This window comes from Rhodococcus sp. MSC1_016 (genome assembly GCF_023667485.2).
In the GTDB taxonomy this organism is placed as follows: domain Bacteria; phylum Actinomycetota; class Actinomycetes; order Mycobacteriales; family Mycobacteriaceae; genus Rhodococcus_F; species Rhodococcus_F oxybenzonivorans.
Genome location: NZ_JAMOZI020000001.1, coordinates 6,263,135 through 6,284,251, shown reverse-complemented (window position 1 = coordinate 6,284,251; position 21,117 = coordinate 6,263,135). Strand labels below are relative to the sequence as shown.

At 63.6% G+C, this 21,117-nt stretch carries 19 protein-coding genes; 5 read left to right on the top strand and 14 right to left on the bottom strand.

The window, feature by feature from the left end:
- The first annotated feature begins 4 nt into the window (after positions 1 to 4).
- Complete coding sequence (locus L1080_RS29500; RefSeq protein ID WP_159923467.1) at positions 5 to 1,153, top strand: acyl-CoA dehydrogenase family protein; 1,149 nt, start codon at positions 5 to 7, stop codon at positions 1,151 to 1,153.
- 82 nt (positions 1,154 to 1,235) lie between these two features.
- Positions 1,236 to 2,099: an acyl-CoA thioesterase gene (locus tag L1080_RS29495; protein ID WP_159923465.1), complete on the top strand. Its 864-nt coding sequence runs from the start codon at positions 1,236 to 1,238 to the stop codon at positions 2,097 to 2,099.
- Positions 2,100 to 2,818: 719 nt separating this feature from the next.
- On the opposite strand, the gene L1080_RS29490 is transcribed toward L1080_RS29495, so the two are convergent.
- The 13 genes from L1080_RS29490 to L1080_RS29430 all read right to left on the bottom strand — a co-directional run bounded on the left by L1080_RS29490 (position 2,819) and on the right by L1080_RS29430 (position 17,708).
- The gene (locus L1080_RS29490; RefSeq protein ID WP_159923463.1) at positions 2,819 to 3,535 is read right to left on the bottom strand and encodes an SDR family NAD(P)-dependent oxidoreductase; all 717 of its coding nucleotides are present in this window, start codon (positions 3,533 to 3,535) and stop codon (positions 2,819 to 2,821) included.
- 7 nt (positions 3,536 to 3,542) lie between these two features.
- On the bottom strand, positions 3,543 to 4,001 hold the full coding sequence (locus L1080_RS29485) for a MaoC family dehydratase (protein ID WP_250767835.1): 459 nt from the start codon (positions 3,999 to 4,001) through the stop codon (positions 3,543 to 3,545).
- Between the two features lie 5 nt (positions 4,002 to 4,006).
- Positions 4,007 to 5,131: an acyl-CoA dehydrogenase family protein gene (locus L1080_RS29480; protein ID WP_236603196.1), complete on the bottom strand. Its 1,125-nt coding sequence runs from the start codon at positions 5,129 to 5,131 to the stop codon at positions 4,007 to 4,009.
- Positions 5,132 to 5,385: 254 nt separating this feature from the next.
- Positions 5,386 to 6,531: a thiolase family protein gene (locus L1080_RS29475; RefSeq protein ID WP_159923459.1), complete on the bottom strand. Its 1,146-nt coding sequence runs from the start codon at positions 6,529 to 6,531 to the stop codon at positions 5,386 to 5,388.
- Entirely contained in the window at positions 6,531 to 6,926 is a 396-nt protein-coding gene (locus tag L1080_RS29470; protein WP_159923457.1) for a Zn-ribbon domain-containing OB-fold protein, read from the bottom strand. The genes L1080_RS29475 and L1080_RS29470 overlap by 1 nt, the downstream gene beginning before the upstream one ends.
- Before the next feature lie 27 nt (positions 6,927 to 6,953).
- The gene (locus L1080_RS29465) at positions 6,954 to 7,493 is read right to left on the bottom strand and encodes a PaaI family thioesterase (RefSeq protein ID WP_236603195.1); all 540 of its coding nucleotides are present in this window, start codon (positions 7,491 to 7,493) and stop codon (positions 6,954 to 6,956) included.
- A gap of 146 nt (positions 7,494 to 7,639) precedes the next feature.
- Complete coding sequence (locus L1080_RS29460) at positions 7,640 to 7,804, bottom strand: hypothetical protein (protein WP_459031979.1); 165 nt, start codon at positions 7,802 to 7,804, stop codon at positions 7,640 to 7,642.
- 99 nt (positions 7,805 to 7,903) lie between these two features.
- Positions 7,904 to 9,076 (bottom strand): thiolase family protein, encoded by a 1,173-nt coding sequence (locus L1080_RS29455; protein WP_159923455.1) that lies wholly within the window; start codon positions 9,074 to 9,076, stop codon positions 7,904 to 7,906.
- A gap of 917 nt (positions 9,077 to 9,993) precedes the next feature.
- Positions 9,994 to 11,121: an amidohydrolase family protein gene (locus tag L1080_RS29450; RefSeq protein WP_159923453.1), complete on the bottom strand. Its 1,128-nt coding sequence runs from the start codon at positions 11,119 to 11,121 to the stop codon at positions 9,994 to 9,996.
- 262 nt (positions 11,122 to 11,383) lie between these two features.
- Positions 11,384 to 14,647 carry a protein kinase domain-containing protein gene (locus tag L1080_RS29445; protein ID WP_250767832.1) on the bottom strand — a complete coding sequence of 1,088 codons (3,264 nt, stop codon included), beginning with the start codon at positions 14,645 to 14,647 and terminating at the stop codon, positions 11,384 to 11,386.
- Between the two features lie 80 nt (positions 14,648 to 14,727).
- Positions 14,728 to 16,296, bottom strand: coding sequence for an MFS transporter (locus tag L1080_RS29440; protein WP_308202113.1), 1,569 nt, complete (start codon positions 16,294 to 16,296; stop codon positions 14,728 to 14,730).
- 82 nt (positions 16,297 to 16,378) lie between these two features.
- On the bottom strand, positions 16,379 to 16,996 hold the full coding sequence (gene folE, locus L1080_RS29435) for a GTP cyclohydrolase I FolE (protein WP_159923447.1): 618 nt from the start codon (positions 16,994 to 16,996) through the stop codon (positions 16,379 to 16,381).
- A 196-nt stretch (positions 16,997 to 17,192) separates the two neighbouring features.
- On the bottom strand, positions 17,193 to 17,708 hold the full coding sequence (locus L1080_RS29430) for a DoxX family protein (RefSeq protein WP_159923445.1): 516 nt from the start codon (positions 17,706 to 17,708) through the stop codon (positions 17,193 to 17,195).
- Between the two features lie 191 nt (positions 17,709 to 17,899).
- Between L1080_RS29430 and L1080_RS29425 the strand changes: the two genes are divergently transcribed.
- On the top strand, positions 17,900 to 18,664 hold the full coding sequence (locus tag L1080_RS29425; RefSeq protein WP_159923443.1) for a maleylpyruvate isomerase family mycothiol-dependent enzyme: 765 nt from the start codon (positions 17,900 to 17,902) through the stop codon (positions 18,662 to 18,664).
- A 27-nt stretch (positions 18,665 to 18,691) separates the two neighbouring features.
- Here the strand turns inward: L1080_RS29425 and L1080_RS29420 are convergent, their stop codons facing one another.
- Positions 18,692 to 19,117 carry a pyridoxamine 5'-phosphate oxidase family protein gene (locus L1080_RS29420; RefSeq protein ID WP_250767823.1) on the bottom strand — a complete coding sequence of 142 codons (426 nt, stop codon included), beginning with the start codon at positions 19,115 to 19,117 and terminating at the stop codon, positions 18,692 to 18,694.
- 137 nt (positions 19,118 to 19,254) lie between these two features.
- Between L1080_RS29420 and L1080_RS29415 the strand changes: the two genes are divergently transcribed.
- Together L1080_RS29415 and L1080_RS29410 are read left to right on the top strand one after the other, a co-directional pair.
- Positions 19,255 to 20,307 carry a Dyp-type peroxidase gene (locus L1080_RS29415; protein WP_250767821.1) on the top strand — a complete coding sequence of 351 codons (1,053 nt, stop codon included), beginning with the start codon at positions 19,255 to 19,257 and terminating at the stop codon, positions 20,305 to 20,307.
- Entirely contained in the window at positions 20,304 to 21,110 is an 807-nt protein-coding gene (locus L1080_RS29410) for a family 1 encapsulin nanocompartment shell protein (protein WP_250767820.1), read from the top strand. The genes L1080_RS29415 and L1080_RS29410 overlap by 4 nt, the downstream gene beginning before the upstream one ends.
- The last annotated feature ends 7 nt before the right edge of the window (positions 21,111 to 21,117 follow it).

Sequence of the window (21,117 nt, the reverse complement as noted above, 5' to 3'; positions counted from 1 at the left end):
ACCGATGCAACGTAAAATTTTCGAACCCGAACACGACGAGTTTCGGGCAACCGCACGAGCGTTCTTCGAGACCCATTGCGCACCCCACTCCGTGGAATGGGAGGAACGTGGCTACGCCGATCGCGACGCCTGGCTCGAGGCCGGGAAGCTGGGCCTCATTGGGTGGGACATGCCGGAGAAGTTCGGGGGTTCCGACATCGACGATTTTCGCTTCAACGCGATCCTCAACGAGGAGTACCACGCGACCGGCTCTGTCGGAATCGGCCTTGGTGTGCAGAACGACATTCTCGCCGGATACTTCCGCGATTTGACAACGGATGAGCAGAAGCAGCGCTGGCTGCCCAAGTACATGTCCGGTGAGTACATCACGGCGATCGCGATGTCGGAACCAGGCGCCGGATCGGATCTGGCGAACGTCAAGACGTCCGCCCGACGCGAAGGTGACCATTTCGTCGTCAACGGCGCGAAGACGTTCATCTCGAACGGAATGCTGGCCGACCTCGTCGTCGTCGTCTGCCGCACCGATCCCAATGCCGAGAAGCCCCACCAGGGCATCAGTCTGATCGTCCTGGAAACCGGCATGGAGGGCTTCACCCGCGGCCGCAATCTCGACAAGATCGGCCAGAAGGCCGCGGACACCGCCGAACTATTCTTCGACAATGTGCGAGTTCCGGTGGAGAACCTCCTCGGCGAAGAGAACCGGGGCTTCTACCACCTGATGCGTAACCTGCCGGCCGAACGACTGGCGATCGGAATCCACGCCGTCGCGCAGGCACGCCGTGCCGTCGCTCTCGCCAGCGAATACGCACACGAACGCAAGGCCTTCGGCCAAGAGATCGGCAAGTTCCAGATCAATCGTCACGCGCTCGCACAGATGAAGATCGAGATCGATGTTATGCAGATCTATGTCGACGAGTGCATCATGCGAGTGAACTCGGGCGAGTTGACGGCCGAGGAGGCCGCCGGTGCGAAGTGGTGGACGACCGAGACCCAGTGGAAGATCGTCGACCGCTGCCTCCAACTGCATGGTGGCTACGGCTACATGAACGAGTACGAAATCGCCAGGTTGTGGCGCGACGCGCGTGTCCAGAGGATCTACGGTGGCACGAACGAGATCATGCTCGATCTGGTCGGCCGCAAACTCGGCTACTGACGCCTCGGCAATCCCAGGCCGCGATCCGACGCCAACCCACCCGTAACCGCCGCCGTGGATCAACACGCCCCGAGGAGCACTCATGTCCGTGAAGCACCGTGATCTGCTGGAGCTGATCGAAATCGAACAGATCGCGCCTACGGTCTTCGAAGGCCAACCGACCCGTTACCGGCTTCCCCGAGTGTTCGGTGGCCAGGTAGCCGGTATGGCGATGGAGGCCGCATCACAGACTCTGTCCGAACCCTGGCCGGCACACTCGGTCCAGTGCCAGTTCCTGCGTCCGGGTAGCGCGGACCGGCCGATCCGATTCGCCGTCGAACGCGTACGAGACGGCGGTTCATTCGCGAGCCGGAATGTCGACGCGTACCAGGGCGATGTTCGACTGTTCTCGGCACGCATGTCCTATCATCGCGAGGAAGTGGACGGATTCGACCACCAGCTTCCGGTCCCGAGCACCACGCCGCCGGACGACCTGCACAGCGCAGCCGAACTGGCCCATGATCGACCCGACGAGTGGCCCCAGTTCTACCGCGAGTGGGAGCAACTCGACATCCGGATCGTGCCCACGGGACCAGCGAGCGCCCCGGCGAGCACTACCGGTCTTACTGCACACTCTCAGGTATGGATGCGGGCGGTCGAGCCACTCCCTACCTCCAGACAGAACACACACAATGCCCTACTGGCCTGCATCGCAGACTTGACATTCCTTTCTACATCGCTCCTCCCTCACGGCCTTCCTCCCACTCATCCAGGCGTGATGATCGCCTCCCTGGATCACTGCGTGTGGTTTCATCGGCCATTCAGGGTCGACGAGTGGCTCCTCTACGACCAGGTGTCGCCCACGGCCTACGGCGGGCTGGGGTTGTGCCGGGGCGCGTTCTACACCGCGGACGGGGTCCACGTGGCCTCGGTACTTCAGGAGGGCCTCATTCGCCCTGTGTCGTGAGACTCAGTGGGGCTGCAGGCGACGATGTCGAGCACAGGCACATCCAAGTGGCTCTTCCGAGATGTTTTGTAGCGGGAGCCAGCGGCGCGATGGAGACGGTGGCCTTCTGTGCCGTTCGACTGTTCGACCGGCAAGCCTCAACTACTTGACATGCCTTCGCATCGAACGGGGCACTTCCCGTAGACCCACCCCGGTTTCGGCCATCGATCGACGGTGAACCTGCAGCAGCGACCGTAAAGCTGATGGCTGAGGCGGTTCCTGCGTGGCCGAGGGTAGTCGACTGACTCGCCAGCCTATGAGACGAGTGAGAGGCTTGCGCTGGTCCACTCCAGCCCAGTAACGCATGCAGGCATCGCGGATTCCTTGCTCGGCCAATATGGCTCCGCGGCAGTTCGACTCCAGTCGGTATCCAACACATCCATTGGCTGCCATCACTTTCCCTCTACGCACGGAGGGGGCTCGGGCCCCGGAGGAGTCCGAACGCGTCAGCGAAAACCTCGAGACGCGGGTGCCCAATTGCCGCTTCACGACGTAGACGACCGAAACTGATCGCCATCGTGATGAAGCGGCCACCGGGTCTCAGCAAGTCCCTCGTCTCACGCATCAGACGAATGAGCGCCAGATTGTTGGTCTCGATGAATTGGGCAACATCTTGCGACTGACATCGGAACGTATCGGCGAGTGGCCACATCGGCCGTCCACCATATTTTTGCCGAGCTTTATCCGGAGACCGGCACTCGAGCACCGTTCACCGAACTCGCTGCGTCGGATACCAGGAATTCGATCGTCTCGGCAACCCGCTCGGGTGACACCCATCCATGACGTGAGGCCTCTGGTTGCGATGCACGGTTACCGGGGGTGTCGATCACCGACGGCACGATGACATTGGCTCTGACTCCGGAGTCGCGATACTCCACAGAAAGCGCGTTCACGAACGCCCACACGGCCGCTTTGGCCGTGATATAGCCGGCGGCTCCCGCGAACGGAGTGAAGGCAGAACGCGCCGAGACTCCCACGATCGAGCCACCGCCCGCTTCGATCAGCGACGGAAGTGCGGCTTGCGTGAGCAGGTAGAGTGGCCGAAGATTCAGCTGCATCATGCGGTCGAAATCATCGATCGACGTATCAGCAATTAAGTCGCCCATGGCAAACCCTCCGACCAGGTTCACGACGGCCTTCAACGGTGCCTCTGAGTTACGTTGCGCTGCAACGATGACGGCCCGGACCTGCTCTTCAACGAACAGGTCTGCCCTGCACAGAGTAATTAGTTCCGACTGCGGCAACCGTTCGAGTTCCGCCTCAGCGATCCATGGCACAACAACATGCCATCCGGTGTCGATGAGTTTCCTGACGACAGCGACACCCAGTCCCCCGCTGCCTCCCGACACGATTACCGTGTGCTTCGCCACCGGTCTTCCCTTCGAGTCCTTAGCCATTCGCCGTTCAGAAAGCGACCCTGCTCACAGTTTCTGCTACGAGTGCAGGCTTGTCCTGCCCCTCGATCTCCATCGTCTGACCGACGATCATCTGGAGTGATCCATCCTGCAATGCTTCTGCCGATAGCAGCTTCGCACGAAGGCGCAAGCGCGAGCCGACTGTCACAGGGTTGATGAACCGCACCTTGTTCGAACCGTAATTGATGCCCATCTTCGAACCTTTGATCTCGAAGATCTGCCACCCGAGCATCGGTACCAGCGACAGCGTCAGATAGCCGTGTGCGATCGGGCCGCCGAACGGGCTCTCCGCTGTCGCGCGTTCGACGTCGACATGAATCCACTGGTGGTCACCGGTCGCATCGGCAAATCGGTCGACGCGGTCCTGGGTGATCTGGATCCACTCGCTGATGCCGAGTTCGTCGCCTACTGCGGCGCAGATGTCGTCAATCGAGGTGAATGTGCGCATGTGAACTATCCTTTCGCGGTCGTGTGCGGAACAAGGCCGATCAGTTTTTCCAGTCGTGCACGATGGTGTGCTGGAGACCCGAAGAGCAACTCCGAGGCCTTCGCTCGCTTGAAGTAGAGGTGGGCGTGATGTTCCCAGGTGAACCCGATGCCGCCGTGCATCTGAATACTCTCGGCGGCGATGTGGTAGAAGGCCTCCGAACAGTAGGTCTTCGCAATGGCCGCTGCCTGAGGAAGGTCGGGAGAGTTCTCCTCGACGGCCGTACTTGCGTAGGTGGCTGCGGATCTCGCCGACTCGAGTTCGACGAGCATGTCCGCGCACCGATGCTTGAGTGCTTGGAAGGAGCCGATCGGGCGCCCGAACTGGTTCCGCACCTTCAGGTACTCGACTGTTCGCTCCAATACCTCCGCGGCCGCACCTACCTGCTCGCACGCCAGCGCGACCGAGGCGACGTCGGCAACCCGCTCCAGGATCTCTCCCGCGGCACCAGCGCGCCCTAACGGACGCGCGAGCGCCTCGCCGAGCTCCACCCGTGCGAAGCTCCTCGTCTGGTCCATTACCGTCAGTGGAGTGATGTCGACCTCCGTCTGTGGAAGATCGACGACAAAGAGTGAATGTCCGGATTCGGTATTGGCCGCTACGATCACGAAGTCCGCACACATCGCATCGAGTACGTACGCCTTCGCGCCGGTCACGCGCCACCCGTCGTCGCTGTGTCGAGCGGTGGTCCGTCCGTTCGGGGCGATCACCAAGTCGTCATCGCCGGCGGCCAGGGTGCCCAGTCGCGCACCTTCTGCCAACCCGGGCAGCAGCTCGGCGCACAGCACGTCATCCTCCGACAGCAGGAGTGTGTACGTCGCCAGCACGCTCGACGAGAGCAGCGGCGCGGCCAGCAGGGACCGCCCGCTCTCCTCCAGCACGATACCCAATTCGCCGAATCCAAATCCGGCACCACCGAACTTCTCGGGTATCACCAGTGCCGGAGCACCAATCTGTTCGGACAGAGCCGACCATGCAACCGGGTCGAAAGACTCCGTCGTGCCCATCAGTTCTCGCACCTGCGCCTCGGACGAGTGCTTGGTCGTGAACGCCTGCATGACTTCGCGCAGTGCCTGTTGTTCTGCGGTCACCGTGAATCCCATGAATACCCTTTCGGCTCTCGTCGACGTGTGCTCACGTGCGTATGCACCGCGTGTCGGCGACTCCGTCTGGGAACCGTTCGCGTGTGCGGCGAGGGCACCCCGAGGGACGTGTCACCCGTTGACTCTTCGAAACTTGATCGGCACTTCGAATCCCACCAGCGTCTCGTGGGGTGCCGACACGACTTGATCTCTGTGCAAGCCAGCGACGTCCCGGTTCCGCCAGAGCGGAACCGGCGATGCCCTCATCGGACCAGGATGCTGACCGCGCCGGTTCCTGGCGAACCGTACAGGTGGGTGTACCCCACCGAGGGAACCTCCTCGATCTGACGGGTGCCGGCCTGGCCACGCATCTGCAAGACGACTTCGCGGATCTGACGGAGGCCCGAGGCACCAATCGGTTCACCGTTCGCGATCAGCCCGCCATCGGTGTTGACCGGCAGTACGCCGGTGATCTCGGTGTGTCCCTCAGCGATGAGCTTCTCCTGGTCGCCGTCGGCGCAGAATCCGTTCTCCGCCAGATGCATGATCTCGGAGCCGGCGTCCGTGTCTTGCAGTTGCGCGACCCCGACATCACTCGGTTCCACTCCGGCGATCTCGAATGCTGCACGCGAGGCATCGACAGTGGGGCTCGGCGCTCCGGTCAGCGGAAGCGAGGTGCTCTGCATCTCGAACGCTCCCTCTCGCCGACTCCTGAGAACCGACGCACTCAGTGTAATCGGCGTCGAGGCGTACTTGCGCGCCAGATCGGATCTGCACAGCACGATAGCGGCTGCACCCTCGTCCGGGGCGCAGTACATATACTGTGTGAGTGGGTAATTCAGGTACCGCGCCGACAGAATCTCCTCTTCGGACATCGGTTTCCGGCGCCATGCCATCTCGTTGTGTTCACCGTTACGCATGTTCTTGGCGGCGACCCGAGCGAGGGTCCGCGGAGAGATGCCGTAATCGCTCATGTAACGATTGATCTTCATCCCGAAAAAGTGCGTGGTGAGGAAGAGCCCGGTCTGCGCATACCAGTCCGGCAGCCCGAGCACGGAGGGATCCGCGGAGAAGGCACCCTTCGGATGCTTGTCGAATCCGACGGCGACCGCGATATCGGCCTCACCGTGTTCGATTGCTTTGGCTGCCATCGAGAGTGAGGTGTTGGCCGTCGCGCAGCCGTTGAATACGCCGTAGACGGGGATCCCAGTGAGTCCCATCTTCCCGACGATCGAGTCTGGATTGGAAACCTCCAGACTGCCCGCAAATCCCATCTGCACGTCAGACCAGGAGATCCCGGCATCACGGAGCGCCGAATGCAGGGCCTCCGCGCCCATGTCGAGAGCGGACTTACCCGGGAACCGCCCGAAGGGGTGCATTCCCACCCCGATGATTGATACCGCCGCCATCACTGTTCTCCTTCTGCGCTGTCCGTCACCGGAGCGAAAGCAAAGGTGTCACCGCCAGCAAAAGGCACGACGACAACGCGCATACGGCCGTCGATCGTCAACTCGTCGGGATTGCACGTCGTCAGCCTGCCCTCGACGAGGAGCCCCTCCGGGAACTTCACATAACCCACACCGAATGGTCGAAATTCTCCGTCGGGCAGCGCCGGGGGAGACGGAGGCGGAAACTCCTGGCTTGTCCACGTGTAGAGCAGGCCTTCCGGTGCCAGCTCTACGACTTCCTGATCGGGCTCAGCAGGAAAGACCAGGTGATCCGACGTGGCGGACCTCGAAGCGATTAAATACACACGGTCACCGTCGACCCTGAACAAGTCGGCCGGCGCTACGAACGTCGTCATGTCTAAACAGTATCATCAGCTAAACTATTAATCTATACGCCGTTGGCCTTCCAACCACTTGTAATGCGACTCGAAGTGGGTGGCTGGACGTTTGATCATGATGGCGTCGGCCTCCGCCACGATCGTCTCTGAACTCTCGAGCTCCAGGGTCGCCTTGATGAACACCCTTCTGCCCTCGCGTTCGGTGATCCACGCCCGACCAATCAGCTGCCAACCAATTGGCACCGGACGAACGAACCTGACAGTCAGCGTCCCCGTGACTGCAAATTCTGCGTTCATCGTCAGCGTGTGCCCAGCCAGTTCGTCCATGACCGCAGCCGTCCACCCGCCATGCGCGACCTTCGGACCTCCTTCTTCGGTCGGGGGACACACCACACGGCTGATCACGGCACCGGTCTCGTTGAGTTGTTCGCTCTCGATCCCGAGCCTGCAGCGATTCAACCGACGGCACCCGTGGCACAGGCTCATTCCGCCAGGCGAAGTTGGCGCATAGAACGGTGAGGATGGATCGCTCTGGTCCACCGATGCTGGCGGCTGTTCGACATTGTTCCGGCCGGTCGTGGACACAAGGCTCCTTTCGACGCTGAGACGCCGCACCGATTCAAGTGCAGCGTGGAGATACGGAAAGTAGGCCATAACCGAGGGAGCCTCTTGGAGACCGGAAACAATCGGATAATCTCGGGGCTACAACTGGCCAGTGAAGCAAGAAGCAGCTAGATGTGCTCGAGTGCGCTGACGAGCACCGATGCGAGGGCGGCGCAGGAGCCAAGGCTCACCTGCCGGTGAGTGCGGCGACAACCGGGATACCTGCCCCGGACGCACGGGATGCCGTGCGTCCGGCTGCTGTGGTCTATCCGGTCCCCGACTCGGTCGCTCATCACCACACCTTGGCGGACTCGGAATGCGACATCAGTCCTGCCCGCATTGTGTGCACTGAGCTGTCTCCGGGCGGGTTGCGGCGGTCGCCGCACCGCCTGCTATCGGAGGTTCTCGTAAATGGTGGCGTTCGCGGTTCCACCACCCTCACACATGGTCTGGAGTCCGAATCGGCCACCGGTGTGCGCGAGATGGTTGATCAGCGTTGCGGCCAGGCGAGCGCCTGATCCCCCGAGCGGATGCCCGAGTGCGATAGCGCCTCCAAGTGGGTTCAGCGCACTGTCCGGCACCCCAGTCTCTGCCTGCCACGCCAGTGGAACCGACGCGAAAGCTTCATTGACTTCGAAAGCATCGATATCCTCGATAGACAATCCCGCACGCTTCAACACAAGTCGTGTCGCGGGGATCGGACCGGTCAGCATCTTGACCGGATCGTCACCCGTGACGACGGCAGTGTGGATCCGTGCCAAAGGCCGGATCCCCAGTTGCATAGCCTTTTCCGAAGTGGTGATCAGCAGTGCCGCCGAACCGTCGGAGATCTGTGACGCGTTACCGGCGGTGATCACTCCCCCGTCCAAAAATGGAGCCTTGAGGGTCGCCAGTTTCTCGACCGTCGACCCGCGTCGAATACCTTCATCAGCGCTGACAATATTGTCTTGAACCCTCACAGGCACGATCTCGTCGTCGAAGTATCCACTGTCCTGCGCCTGTGCGGCCCGTTCGTGTGAACGCACGGAGTACTCGTCGAGCTGTGAGCGGGACAACCCCCACTCGCGAGCGATCAGCTCGGCTCCGGCACCCTGGTTAAACCGTCCGCCGAATCCGGGAGCCGAAAGTGCGTCGGCGTATCGACGCACCGCCGGCCCACCCATTTCACCTGTTCCCTCCACAGTGGCCGCGCCCATCGGAACACTCGACATCATCTCGACTCCACCCGCGACGACGACGTCGGCATGACCGGCAATCACTGTTGCCGCGGCGGTGGAGATGGCCTGCTGTGAGGAGCCGCATTGACGATCGACTGTGAACCCGGGGACGCTCTCGGGCCAGCCTGCGGCCAGCACACCCATTCGTGCGACGTTCCCGGACTGCTGGCCCACGCTGATTACATTGCCCCAGTGCACGTCTTCGATGATGGAGGGGTCGATTCCCGCCCGTTCGACGAGCGCGTTCAACACCTGTGCAGTCGTGTCAACCGCATGAAGGGCCGACAATCCTCCCCCACGCTTTCCAATCGGCGTCCGCGCCAGCGCAACTACAACTGCATCCCTCATAATTTTCCCGTCCTCAGCCGGCCGATCGACGGCCGGGTTTCAGCTTAATCAGTTCACTATATAGCGAAAGGGGTGTGCGTCAACCAGGACGGCCTCCCAGACTGGGCGGGCCGTGTCAGGAGCGGTGCCGGTGGGCCACCCGCTGCTCGCCATGCAGACTGTGCGGACTATATCGAAAAACGCCGAACCCAATTTGTCACACTGCTGAGGCGGCACTAACGCGAGTTGAACGGCCACTCCCGACCTGACACCGCGCGGTTCACGCTCGCCACGAAGTCCCGACCGCGATTCTGGTCGAAACGCTCACCATCCACATAGCAGAAGAGTCCTCAGCGGTGACGAGTGTCTACACCGCCAACGTCAGCAAGCGAACCGGGCTATCGCGAAGACCTCGACGTACTTCGCACGTGCCTCCTCCACACCCGATAGTGAAGCGCCGCAATAGGGTCAAAGATTGCGCGAGATTCAGTTTTTGCTCATCAAAAGTGATGCCGCGCCACCGCTCGTCGGCGACGATGCGGCAACGAGCGGTGGTGACGAGGCAAACGTTTCGTGGGCCCGACGTGCTCGACGGGGTATGGTTACAGCTTGGCCCAACGTCCGCGCAGACAGTCATATTTCGCGACTCGACGACGAGCTGAATCTCGCGCCACCGAGCAGGACCGACGAATCCGATCCGGTCGGCCGCACGGATTATCTGCGCGACTCTCAGTTGGCGTGCAACCTGGCGAGCCGAAGCCCTTCGTCACGAGTCGGTGCGACTGTTTGCCACCGCTCGCACGAGCACGCACACCGAAACCCTCCCTCGGTGAGCGGCACGACCGACTGCACGTCGCAACTGCCGTCGGCGATCGCATCCTGCATCATCTCGAGCGGAGAGTCGTACATGACGTTCTCGGACATATCAGCCTCGCCTGTCATGCCGCGGGAACTGCCGGCAGTCCGGGAAACAGCTCGTTGAACGCCCCGACCGTGATCCTCTCTCTGACCACCGGGTCGGCATCGCGGAAGAGTCCGTGAAGCGTTTCTTGCGTGTGGCCGTAGGTGCCTTCCATATGCGGATAGTCACTACCCCACAACACATTGGTGTAACCCATATGGGTGGCGGCCATTACTGCGGTTGCGTCATGCTGGAAAGACGCATAAACCTGCGAGTAAAGGATTTCGCGCGCCGAGCGCTTCAGCTTGTGCCGGATGGCGGAGTCATGTTGACGATAGCCCTCCTCCATCCTGTCTGCGATGAACGGCACCCACGTGGCACCGCCCTCGGCAACCAAAACCTTCAGGTCTGGGTGACGATCGAGCGCTCCACTGGCGACCATCTTCATCGCGGCCCGCTGCCCGCCGAAAGAAGTTTCGGTGAAGTTGAGGATGAACCCGCCCGGACCACGGTATTTGATCTCGCCGTTCGTGTTTCCGGTCGAAAGATCGACCGGGTCAGTACCGATATGAAACGCGATCACGATACGCGCCCGCTCTGCGGCAGCCCAGAACGGTTCCCAATCCTCGTGGTGGTAGTCCTTTTGCATCGGGTGCGGGGTGACCGGCAAGAAGACTGCGCGGTAACCCATCTCAGCAACACGCTCGAGTTCAGCTACCGCGTCGCCCACGTCCAACGTCGACACCTGCGCAGTTGCAACCAGCCGATCGTGAGGCTTCTCGATTGTTTCCCACGCCCAGTCGTTACTCACTCGCAGAGCTTCACGCAGCACCTCCGGGGTCCTGAACGATGAACTCCACATGCCGAGTGAAGGGAACACGAGTTCTGCCCAAATGCCCTCTTGATCGAGGTCGGCCATCCGCTTGTCCACGTCACGAGCACCTGGAGCGCGCATCGACGATTCGATGAACTCCTGAGCCTTCATCGTCGGGAGCTTGCGCCGGAACGACATGCCATCGATGTGCACGGTCTCCCACTGACCATCGGCATCCTTGACAGTTCGAGGAACCAGGTCGGCAAGCCGCGCCGGGAGATTATCCCGCCAAAGATCCTCAGGCTCGAGGAAATGCGAATCGGCGGAGTTTGCCCATATCTTGGTCGGCATTACGTACCTCCTGAGGTAGTTGTGTCTGCCCTTGTCCTGTGAAACACCCGCCCTTCGCACAGCGAACGCGGGCGGCGCATGAACGGGCGCGGGAGACTCAGAGCGGATAGCGTATTACTTTACACTGTAATTTAATGGATCTGACCGGTCTTGTAAAGGCTTCGCGTTGATTCCCTGCCATCGACGGGCGAAGGACGAGTCCGGGCGCCCAAGGGCGCCGAAATTCCCTCGGACTGTGGTAGCTACGGCGTACTACCCGGCGCTAATCGTGCGTCCGCTCCACGACCCAGGCTGCCACTTGTGTCCGGGAGGTGAAACCCAGTTTGGCCAGGATGTGCTCTACATGCCCTTGCGCGGTGCGGGGGGAGATCACCAGGCGGTCGCCGATGGCCTGGTTGGTCAGGCCTTCGGCGATCAGATCAGCGACTTGGCGTTCCCGCTTGGTCAGCCGCGTCGACGCCTCGGAGGTGGGGGCCGGGTTACTGGGCGGTTGCTCGTGGAGGGCGTAGGCGATTGCCGCGTCGAAGCCGAGCTGTTCACCCTTGTGGTGCGCCGCTGAGAATGCTTTATCACCCAGTTTGCGCCGGGCATTCCGCCTAGATTCCTGCTGGTAGAGAAGTAGGTTGGAATGTATGACCACAGCACTTCCCATCGACTGCGCCAACCCGTCTGCGGCCCCCATCAGAACTGCGGCCCGAGTTGCGTCACGTTGTTCGCAGGTGATCCAAGCGAGCGCTTCGAGGGAAGACACGGCGACGCGTGGACTGTGGATGCGCCGGGTCAGCTCCAATGATTGCCTCAGCAGCCGCACTGCGCGATCGGTGTCGCCCTGCCGCCACACGGCGATGCCTAGGGCCCACAGTGAGAGGGATCGAAACAACAACTCACCGTGGGCTTCCGTGATCGCAAGAGCTCGTTCGTGGGTCTCGATCGCCTGCTCCGTCAAACCGCGCATTCCACGGGCAAGCCCTAACGAGTACAGCAGGCTGACTTCGAGGGTGCGCTCCGGGTGTTCACTGAATGTGGGCAGGGCAGTTTCGAGCAGAGTGCACGCGCGGTCAGGATCGCCACTGATGAGTGCCAACGTTCCTTCGGCGAAGAGACCTAACGCCCGTATCATCGGGTCATCCGTGTGCGCGGCGAGCGCGTGTCCTTCCTCGACAAATTTCGCTCCAGTCTGAAGGTCGCGCTGCATGATCGCCGTCACGCTGGCGCAGTAGAGTCCCTTTGCCCACTCGAGCGTCGGTGGGCCGCTCTGGCGGACGAGCAGATCCCCCAGCCAGCGCCGCCCCTCGCTGTAGAAGCCCTCAGTTCCCCAGAACAGAAACAGCGCGGCAGCGGTACGCAGACCGGCGGCGGGATTGTCGTCGAGGCTGAATTCGAGGGCCTCTCGCAGGTTCGGTTGCTCCCGCTGCAGGCGGGCGATCCAGTCGAGTTGGCGGGCGCTGATCCATTCGGCTTCCGATTCAAGCGCCAATGCCTCGTACCAGTCCCGGTGCCGGCGACGCAATGCGTTGCTCTCGCCGGTCTGCACGAGTTTGTCGTAGCCGTATGCCCGGAGGGTCTCGAGCATCCGGAACCGCACCACCGACCCGGTTTCTTCCCGGATGAGGATGGACTTGTCTACCAGGGAGGTCAGGGTATCGAGGAGCTCGTCCCGGTCGAGGCCCTCGCCGCACACATGCTCGCCGGCGTCGAGTTCGAAGCTACCCGCGAACACCGCTACCCGCCGCCAGACCAATTGTTCACCGGGGCTGCACAACTCGAAGCTCCAGTCGATACACCATCGTAGGGTTTGCTGCCGCGTCGGCGCGCCTCGGCTGCCGCGGGTGAGCAGGGCGTAGCGGTCGGTCAGCCGCTGCAGGATCTGTGCGGGCGACATCGCCCGCAACCGAGCCGCGGCCAGTTCGATCGGCAGCGGAAGCCCGTCGAGGCGGTGGCAGATTCCGGCCACCGGCGCCGCATTGTCCTCGGTGAGCATGAATCCGGGGACGGCGGCAGCGGCGCGCTCGGTAAACAGCGTCACCGCATCGTATCTGGGCAACCCTCGCAGCGAGGGTTGCCGCTCCGGATCAGGGACCGACAGTGGGGGGACCCGGAACACCGCCTCCCCGCCGATACCGAGAGGTTCGCGGCTGGTGGCGAGAATCCGCACACCAGGGCAGGTCTGCAGCAGCAGACTGGACAGCTCCGCCACGGCGTCCACCAGGTGTTCGCAGTTGTCGAGGACCAGCAGAGGTTCTCGCGGGGTGAGGAACTCGATCAGCACCTCCCGCAGCGGCCTCGTCGAGTGGTCCCGCAATCCCACTGCTCCGGCGACGGCGTCGACCAGCGCCGACTCGTCGCGCAGTTCCCCCAACTCGACCAGGCGCACACCGTCGGCGTAGTCGCGTTGCACCGCTGCCGCGACCCGAAGTGCGAGCCGCGTCTTGCCTACACCCCCGATCCCAGTCAAGGTGACGAGCCGGGACCCGGTGAGCAGGTTCTTCGTCTCGGTCAGCTCGTGTCGGCGGCCGATGAAACTGCTCAGTTCCAGGGGCAAATGTCCCGTCGCCCCCAGCACGGAAGAAGGTGGCCCTTGCCCGCTGAGCGTAGACACATGCCGTCCGTTTCCCTGAGCATCGGACTCCTCGCGCAGGGCCATCTCGTCAACCGGCAGACCGTGTTGCCGTTGTAGGGTGCGCAGTTCCTCCCCGAACTCGGCGGCACTGGCGGGACGCTGACCAGGAGTCCGGAACATCGCCCAGGCAATCGTGTCGGACACATCGTCGGGGATCCCGTGTTCTCGCAGATCGGGCGCCTCCTGAGTGGTAATCCGCAGGAACTGGGCTATCACCTGCTCCCCGCTGTGACGCTCGTACGCGGCATGACCGGTCAGCGCACTGAACAGGGTCGCGCCCAGGCCGTAGACGTCGGCGGCCCGGCTCGGCGGATCACCACCGAGGACCTCCGGCGCGGTATACGCAGGCGACCCGGTGACCGCACCGGTGGCGGTCTCGAATCCACCGGTGATGTGCGCGATACCGAAATCCGCCAACTCGGGTTCGCCGTAGTCGGTGAGCAGGATGTTCGCTGGTTTGACGTCGCGATGGAGGATGCCGAGTCGGTGCGCCGTCTCGATCGCACCCGCCATCTTCACCCCGAGCCGCAGTGCCTCCCCAAAAGTTAGCGGACCGCGGCGACGGATCCGCACTTCGAGGGAATCCTGCGGGTGATACGGCATCACGATGTAGGGACGACCGCGGTCGGTGGCGCCGACCTGCAAAATGCCCACGATGTTCGGGTGACCGGTCAGCCGGCCCATCGCCTGTTGCTCCCGGAAGAACCTCGCCCGGTTCTCCTCGTCGAGCTCGACGGTGAGAACCTTCACCGCGACCGTGCGGTCCAGGTCCGCCTGGATGCACCGGTAGACGACGCCGAAACCGCCGCGACCGATCTCCTCGGCATCGTCGAAGCCGATGCGCGCCAGCTCCGCGGCGGGCGACGGCGGATACCGCTGAGTGTCGAGCGGATCACCTGCACCCATCGGACGGTCTACTCACTCCGTCGCTCACGTCATAAGACACTGGACCCGACGGTACGTCCAGCGCCCATTCACCCGTGGACTCACCTTTCGATGGCGCCCTCTCGAGGATATCCCTGACGGAGATCGGTGTGGGCCTCCGCGCATGTCTCCTTTCCGGCCGAGTCCCACACATCGGCGGCGGGTGGTCCCTCGACGAGGAGGTCACCGTCCCGGGGGATGAACATGCCGATGCCGACGGCGAGCAACCCGGCGGCCGCGGCGATCCCGAAGACGGCCGCGTAGGCGGCGGCCGTGGGGTACTCAACTCCCGCAATGTGCATCACCGATGCGGTCGTCAAAGCTGCGACGACCGCGCTGCACGTCGACGTACCGAGGGACCGAGCCAAGGTATTGAGGCTATTTGCCGCGGCAGTTTCCGTGGTGGGGACCGCGCGCATGATCATCGCAGGAATCGCGCCGTAGGCGAACGCAGCACCGACCGAGGTCACCGTTGCCGCCACAATCACGACGACGAGATGAGGTGGGGTGACGGCGCGGACGAGATTGGTGGCCATGAGGATCGTGGTGCCGATCAGGAAGGTCCTTCGGGGACCACAACGGTGGGACAGGTAGGCGGTCACCGGGGAGAACGCGACCATCATCAGACCGGCGGGGAGCAGCGCGAGACCGCTGAGGGTCAACGACATCCCGTACCCGTAACCGGTCTCGAGGGGGGCCTGGAAGATCTGGGCACTCACCATGAAGGACGTGAACATGGCGAACCCGACGAGGATCGAGGCGATGTTGGTCAGAAGTATCGGACGGCGTGCGGACACGCGCAGGTCCACCAACGGCTGCCGAACTCCGGCCGCACGCGTTGCCGAGGTGAGCCGTAGTTCGTAACTACCCCACACCAGGAACAGCGCTGCCGCCCCGGCGAACAGTCCGAGTACCGGTCTGCTCCCCCAGCCCCATCCGTTGCCCTGGGTGATGGCGAGCAGCAGGCACACCAATGCCGCGGTCAACCCGAGGGCGCCGAGCAGGTCGAACTTGCCGCCGGAACGGACCGGTGATTCGGGCACCACCGTCCAGATCGCGCCCATTCCGAGCACTCCGATCACCGCGGCACCACCGAAAAGCCAATGCCAGCTCAGATGTTCGGCGACGACACCGGTCAAGGGCAGCCCGATTGCCCCGCCTGCGCCCAGCGTGGAACTCATCAACGCGATCCCACCGGCCACCCGCCTCGGTGGGAGTTCATCACGCATGATGCTGATGCCGAGTGGTACGGCTCCGACCGCCGCACCCTGCAGGGCACGGGCGATCAACACTGCGGCGAAGGTGTTGAAAAGCGCGCCGAGGGCACTACCCGTCGCCATCACCGCCAGCGCGATCAGCAACAGCCGCCGCTTGCCGTACATGTCTCCGAGCCGACCGAGAACCGGTGCACAGACGGCGCCGGCGATGAGGTTGATCGTCACCAGCCACACGGCCCCGCCGGGTGTGGTGTGCAGCAGCCGCGGGAACTCCGGCAGCAGTGGCATCACGATGGTTTGCATCAGCGAGACCGCAATGCCGCACGATGCCAGGGCGAGGACGACCAGCCTGCCTGACCCAGCACGGGCCTTTCTCCGAGATGGACGTGCGAGGAGAGAGGGCCGCCGCTGCACTTCTCGAGAGGCCGGCGGATGCCATCGACTCGACCGCTCCCCCGCTGCGCCGGCGCGCGAAACTGTACTCATACCACCGCGGTCACTTGCGTAGGATCAGGCTCAGCGCCTCGGACCGCGAGGCGGCACTGGACTGCAGAAGCCCCCGGACCGCCGAGGTCGTCGTCACCGCTCCCGGCTTGCGGATTCCGCGCATCGCCATACACAAGTGCTCGGCCTCGACCACCACGATCGCACCCTGAGGGCTGAGTTTGCGCATCACGGCGTCGGCGATCTGGCTGGTGAGACGCTCCTGCACCTGCGGTCGCTTCGCGTAGAGGTCGACGACCCGGGCGATCTTGGAGAGGCCGGTGATCCGGCCGGAGCTACCCGGGATGTATCCGACGTGCGCCAGGCCGTGGAACGAGACCAGATGATGCTCACACATGGAGTAGATCGGAATATCCCGAACGAGAACCAACTCGCGGTGGCTTTCGTCGAAGGTGGTGCTCAGAACATCGTCCGGATCGGTGTAAAGACCGGCGAACATTTCCCGATAGGAGCGGGCAACACGGGCGGGAGTGTCGATCAACCCGGGGCGGTCGGGATCTTCACCTACGGCCAGGAGCAGTTCTCGTACCGCCCTTTCGGCACGCGGTTGGTCGAACACTCGATCCTTCACGAGCGTTCCGGATTCAGAGGGGTGGCGATTCACCGACATACCGACTCCTTCGAGACGTCAACGACAGGGCGTCACCGGAAAGGCATTTGGACTGCCCGCCCGAACGGCGTACGCGACCCGGATCCGCCATGCACCGGCGTCCGGGAGGTGAGATGGTGTGAGGTCGCGCGACACCGGAGCACGCTAGTGTCATCGCCGGACGAGCCGTGCCCCGCGGAACAGCTGAAACTGGAATTCAGCGCTCCTCCGCTGGCACGGGAGGGCGGAAGAACACGGCGACCTGTCCGACACCCGCACCCAGGCCGATGACCAGGGCGATGACCAGACCCCACCACTGATCGACCCCGGAGCCGAGGCCGATCAGATGATCCACCGAAAGCCTGCCGGAACCGGTGACAGCGACACTGAGCGCCACGCAGGCCAACACGAAATTGTATTCCCACCCGTTACCGACGATGAAGAAGCCGCTGTCGCGATGCACCGTCCAGGCAGCAACCACCATCAGCGCGATCATCGCCGCGGCCGCCAACGGGGTGAGCAACCCGAGGGCGAACAGTACGCCGGCGCCGATTTCGGTGAATGCCGCCAACGGTGCGTGCAACCGCCCCGGCCGCATCCCGATCGAATCGAACCAGCGGGCAGTTCCTGCCAGGCGACCCCCACGGAAGATCTTCGCGTAGCCGTGGGCGGCGAGCGTCACCCCGACGGTGACTCTCAGGATCAACAGTCCTACGTCGATGGCAGTCGTCATGTGTTTCGCCCTCCCTGGGACCGGGTGCCGACAAGGGCCACCATTTACTTTACAGCGTAAATCTTACGCTACACGTTCGGCCGTACGTTTCTCAGGCGTCGGAGCGGAACTACATCTCCAAACAACCGGCGGTGTTCTAGCGCGGCCGTGCTTTCGCGTTGCCAAACGGCTCGGGGCATTACCGTGAGCGGATGACGAACCCCGGCACGCCCCTCCTTCTCGATGTCCTGCGCACCGAAGGGCAGCGCATCGCGTCGATGCCGGCCGACGCCCTTGCCGCGCCGGTACCGTCGTGCCCGGGCTGGACGCTCGAACACGTGGTCCGGCACACCGGCAAAGTCCACCTATGGGTGACCGCCGTGATGCAGGCAGGCCCCGGAGCCGCCCTCGACCAGGCTCGACCGGCGCGGCAGATGCCACGGGGACCGGAGTGTCTCGACGCCTACCGCTCGGCTCACGAGGCGATGATGGCCGAGTTCGAGCAGCGAGATCTCGATGAGCCCGCACCCACCTTCGTCGGACCGGCAACCGCGCGGTGGTGGGTTCGCCGACAGGCCCACGAGGCGACGGTCCATCGTTTCGACGCCGCCGATGCCGTCCACACGGCCGGTGGGCCACTGCCCGAACCCGCAGACCCCACCGCAGCGGCCGACGGCGTCGACGAGTGGATTCAGGCCATGGCCTCACGATTCCTCGGCGCGGGACAGGTGCCCGAAAGCCTGCTCGGCCGCACCGTACACATGCACGGCACCGACACCGGTGACGCCGAGTGGCTGCTGGCCTTCACCGACGACGGCATGTCCGTCACGACCGAACACACGAAAGCCGACGTCGCGTTGCGCGGCTCCGCGCAACAACTACTCCTCGCAGTGTGGCGGCGGCGGCCGCTCGACAGCCTCCAACTCTTCGGCGACGAAGCCGTTGCCGAAGCCCTCCTCGACACCGTGCAGGTCTGAGGCGTTTCACCCGGGCACCGGTGCGAGTCAGCTCGATCCCATGTCTGCCGATCGCCAGTGCTCGGGCCGGAGGTAGATCGCAACCTGCTCGCCGAGTTGAGCCTTGGCGAAGTGGAGGTAGGCGTCGACCTTCTCCGGCGCGAGATAACGCTGAGCCATCTCCCGCATCATGTCGTCCGTTCCCGGGGCGGTTCGCGTCACCGCGCCCTCGACGGAGACGTATCGGACGGTGGGTTCGACTCGTTCGACCATCATCGTGAATCGCCCGGCCGCCTCGATGAGGCGCGCCTTCTCCGACCCGGGGCCGGTGAGCACCCATATTTCGCCACCGGGGTGGTACTGGTACCAGATCGGGACTGTCAGGGGTCCGCGGTGCTCGCCCGCGGACACCGACAGCGCCGCGATGTGCGGCTCGGCCAGGAACTGTTCGCGCTCGTGCGCAGAAAGTGGCATGTCGCCGACGGTAGACGCACCCACTGACATCGTGTTCCGGTAAGGATTGCGGTCCCGAGTCGACGGATTCAGCCGAGGGTGTTGAATGGGACCCGTCGGTCGGTGCAGCGTCGTTGTCGAGATGATCGGAGGCCGTGATGCCGGGTCCAGTGCCGAGATTGGCTGCGCAAGCCGTTCTCACACCACCGAGTGCGGCATCGCTCTTCCTCGTCGTGGTGGCGGGTGAGTCGCGAGAGGACGCAGTGACGGTCCGCGACGTCGTCGCCGACCTCGAAAGTCTTCTCAAGGCCGTGGGTTTCCGGGAACTGTCGGGATCGTTGTCGTGTGTGGTGGGCATCGGGTCCGAGTTCTGGGATCGGGTGAGCCCCGCGGCCAAACCGGCTCTGCTGCACCGCTTCCTCCCCCTGTCCGGACCCGTCCACAGCGCCCCGTCCACTCCTGGTGACGTTCTGTTCCACATCAAGGCTGCCCGCGCCGACCTCTGTTTCGAGCTGGGCCGCTTGCTCGTCGCCGCGCTCGGGTCCGCTGCCACCGTTGTCGACGAGGTGTCCGGCTTCCGGTATTTCGACGCCCGCGATCTCCTCGGATTCGTCGACGGCACCGAAAACCCCACGGACGCCGACGCCGACGAGGCCGCCCTCATCGGAGACGAGGATCCGGATTTCCGTGGTGGCAGCTACGTGATCGTGCAGAAGTATCTGCACGACATGAGCGCCTGGACGTCGCTCAGCGTCACCGAGCAGGAACGCGTCATCGGGCGGACCAAGCTCGAGAATGTCGAGCTGGACGAGGACGCACAGCCCGGCAACTCCCACGTCGCCCTCAACACGATCGTCGACGATGAGGGTGTCGAACACCAGATCCTCCGCGACAACATGCCGTTCGGCAGCCTGGCGGCCGGTGAGTTCGGCACCTACTTCATCGGTTACGCCAGGGATCCGGGCGTCACCGAACTGATGCTGCGCCGTATGTTCCTCGGCGAACCGCCCGGCAACTACGACCGCATCCTCGATTTCTCCACGGCCGTCACGGGCACGCTGTTCTTCGTTCCGAGCCGGGACGTCCTCGAGTCCCTCGCCGACGAACCGGAGAGCGCCGAGGCGCCATCGAATGCCACCGGCGAAGCCGAGCAGCCGGACCCGTACGACCTGTCCTTGAACATCGGTGGTCTCAAAGGAGTATCGCAATGAGTGATTCGAGCAATCTGCACCGCAACCTCGCCCCGGTGACGGAGGCAGCGTGGCAGCAGATCAGCGAGGAGGCGGCCCGTACGTTCAAGCGCCATGTCGCCGGGCGACGGGTCGTCGACGTTGCGGGACCGTTCGGTTACTCCTACTCCGCCCACAACATCGGGCGGGTCACCCCGATCAGTACCTCAGACAGCAGAATTCGGGCACAGCTGCGCCAGGTCCATCCCCTCGTCGAACTGCGTTTCCCGTTCACGCTCAGTCGCGCGGAGGTCGACGACGTGGCCAGGGGCTCTCTCGACTCCGACTGGCAGCCCGTCAAGGACGCCGCGAAGGCCCTCGCGTTCGCCGAGGACCAGTCGATCTTCGACGGGTTCGAGCAGGCCGGGATTCGCGGCATCGGCGCGTCCAGCGACAATCCCGTCCTGAGCCTGCCCGAGGATCCTCTTCTCGTTCCCGACGCCGTGGCCTCGGCATTGTCGGCGTTGCGTCTCGCCGGTGTCGAGGGACCGTACTCGGTGGTGCTCGACGCCGACACATACACGGCAGTCAGCGAGACCCGCGACGCCGGGCACCCGGTGTTCCACCATCTCGACGCCCTGGTCACCGGCGACATCATCTGGGCCCCGGCGATCCGCGGCGGGTACGTGCTCTCCACCCGTGGCGGTGACAATCAGCTGACCCTCGGCGCCGACCTGTCCATCGGCTACGACAGCCACACCGCAACCGACGTGACGCTGTACCTCGAAGAGACGTTCACGTTCTCCTCGCTCACCGCCGAGGCCGCGGTCGTTCTCCAACGCTGAGCGTGCG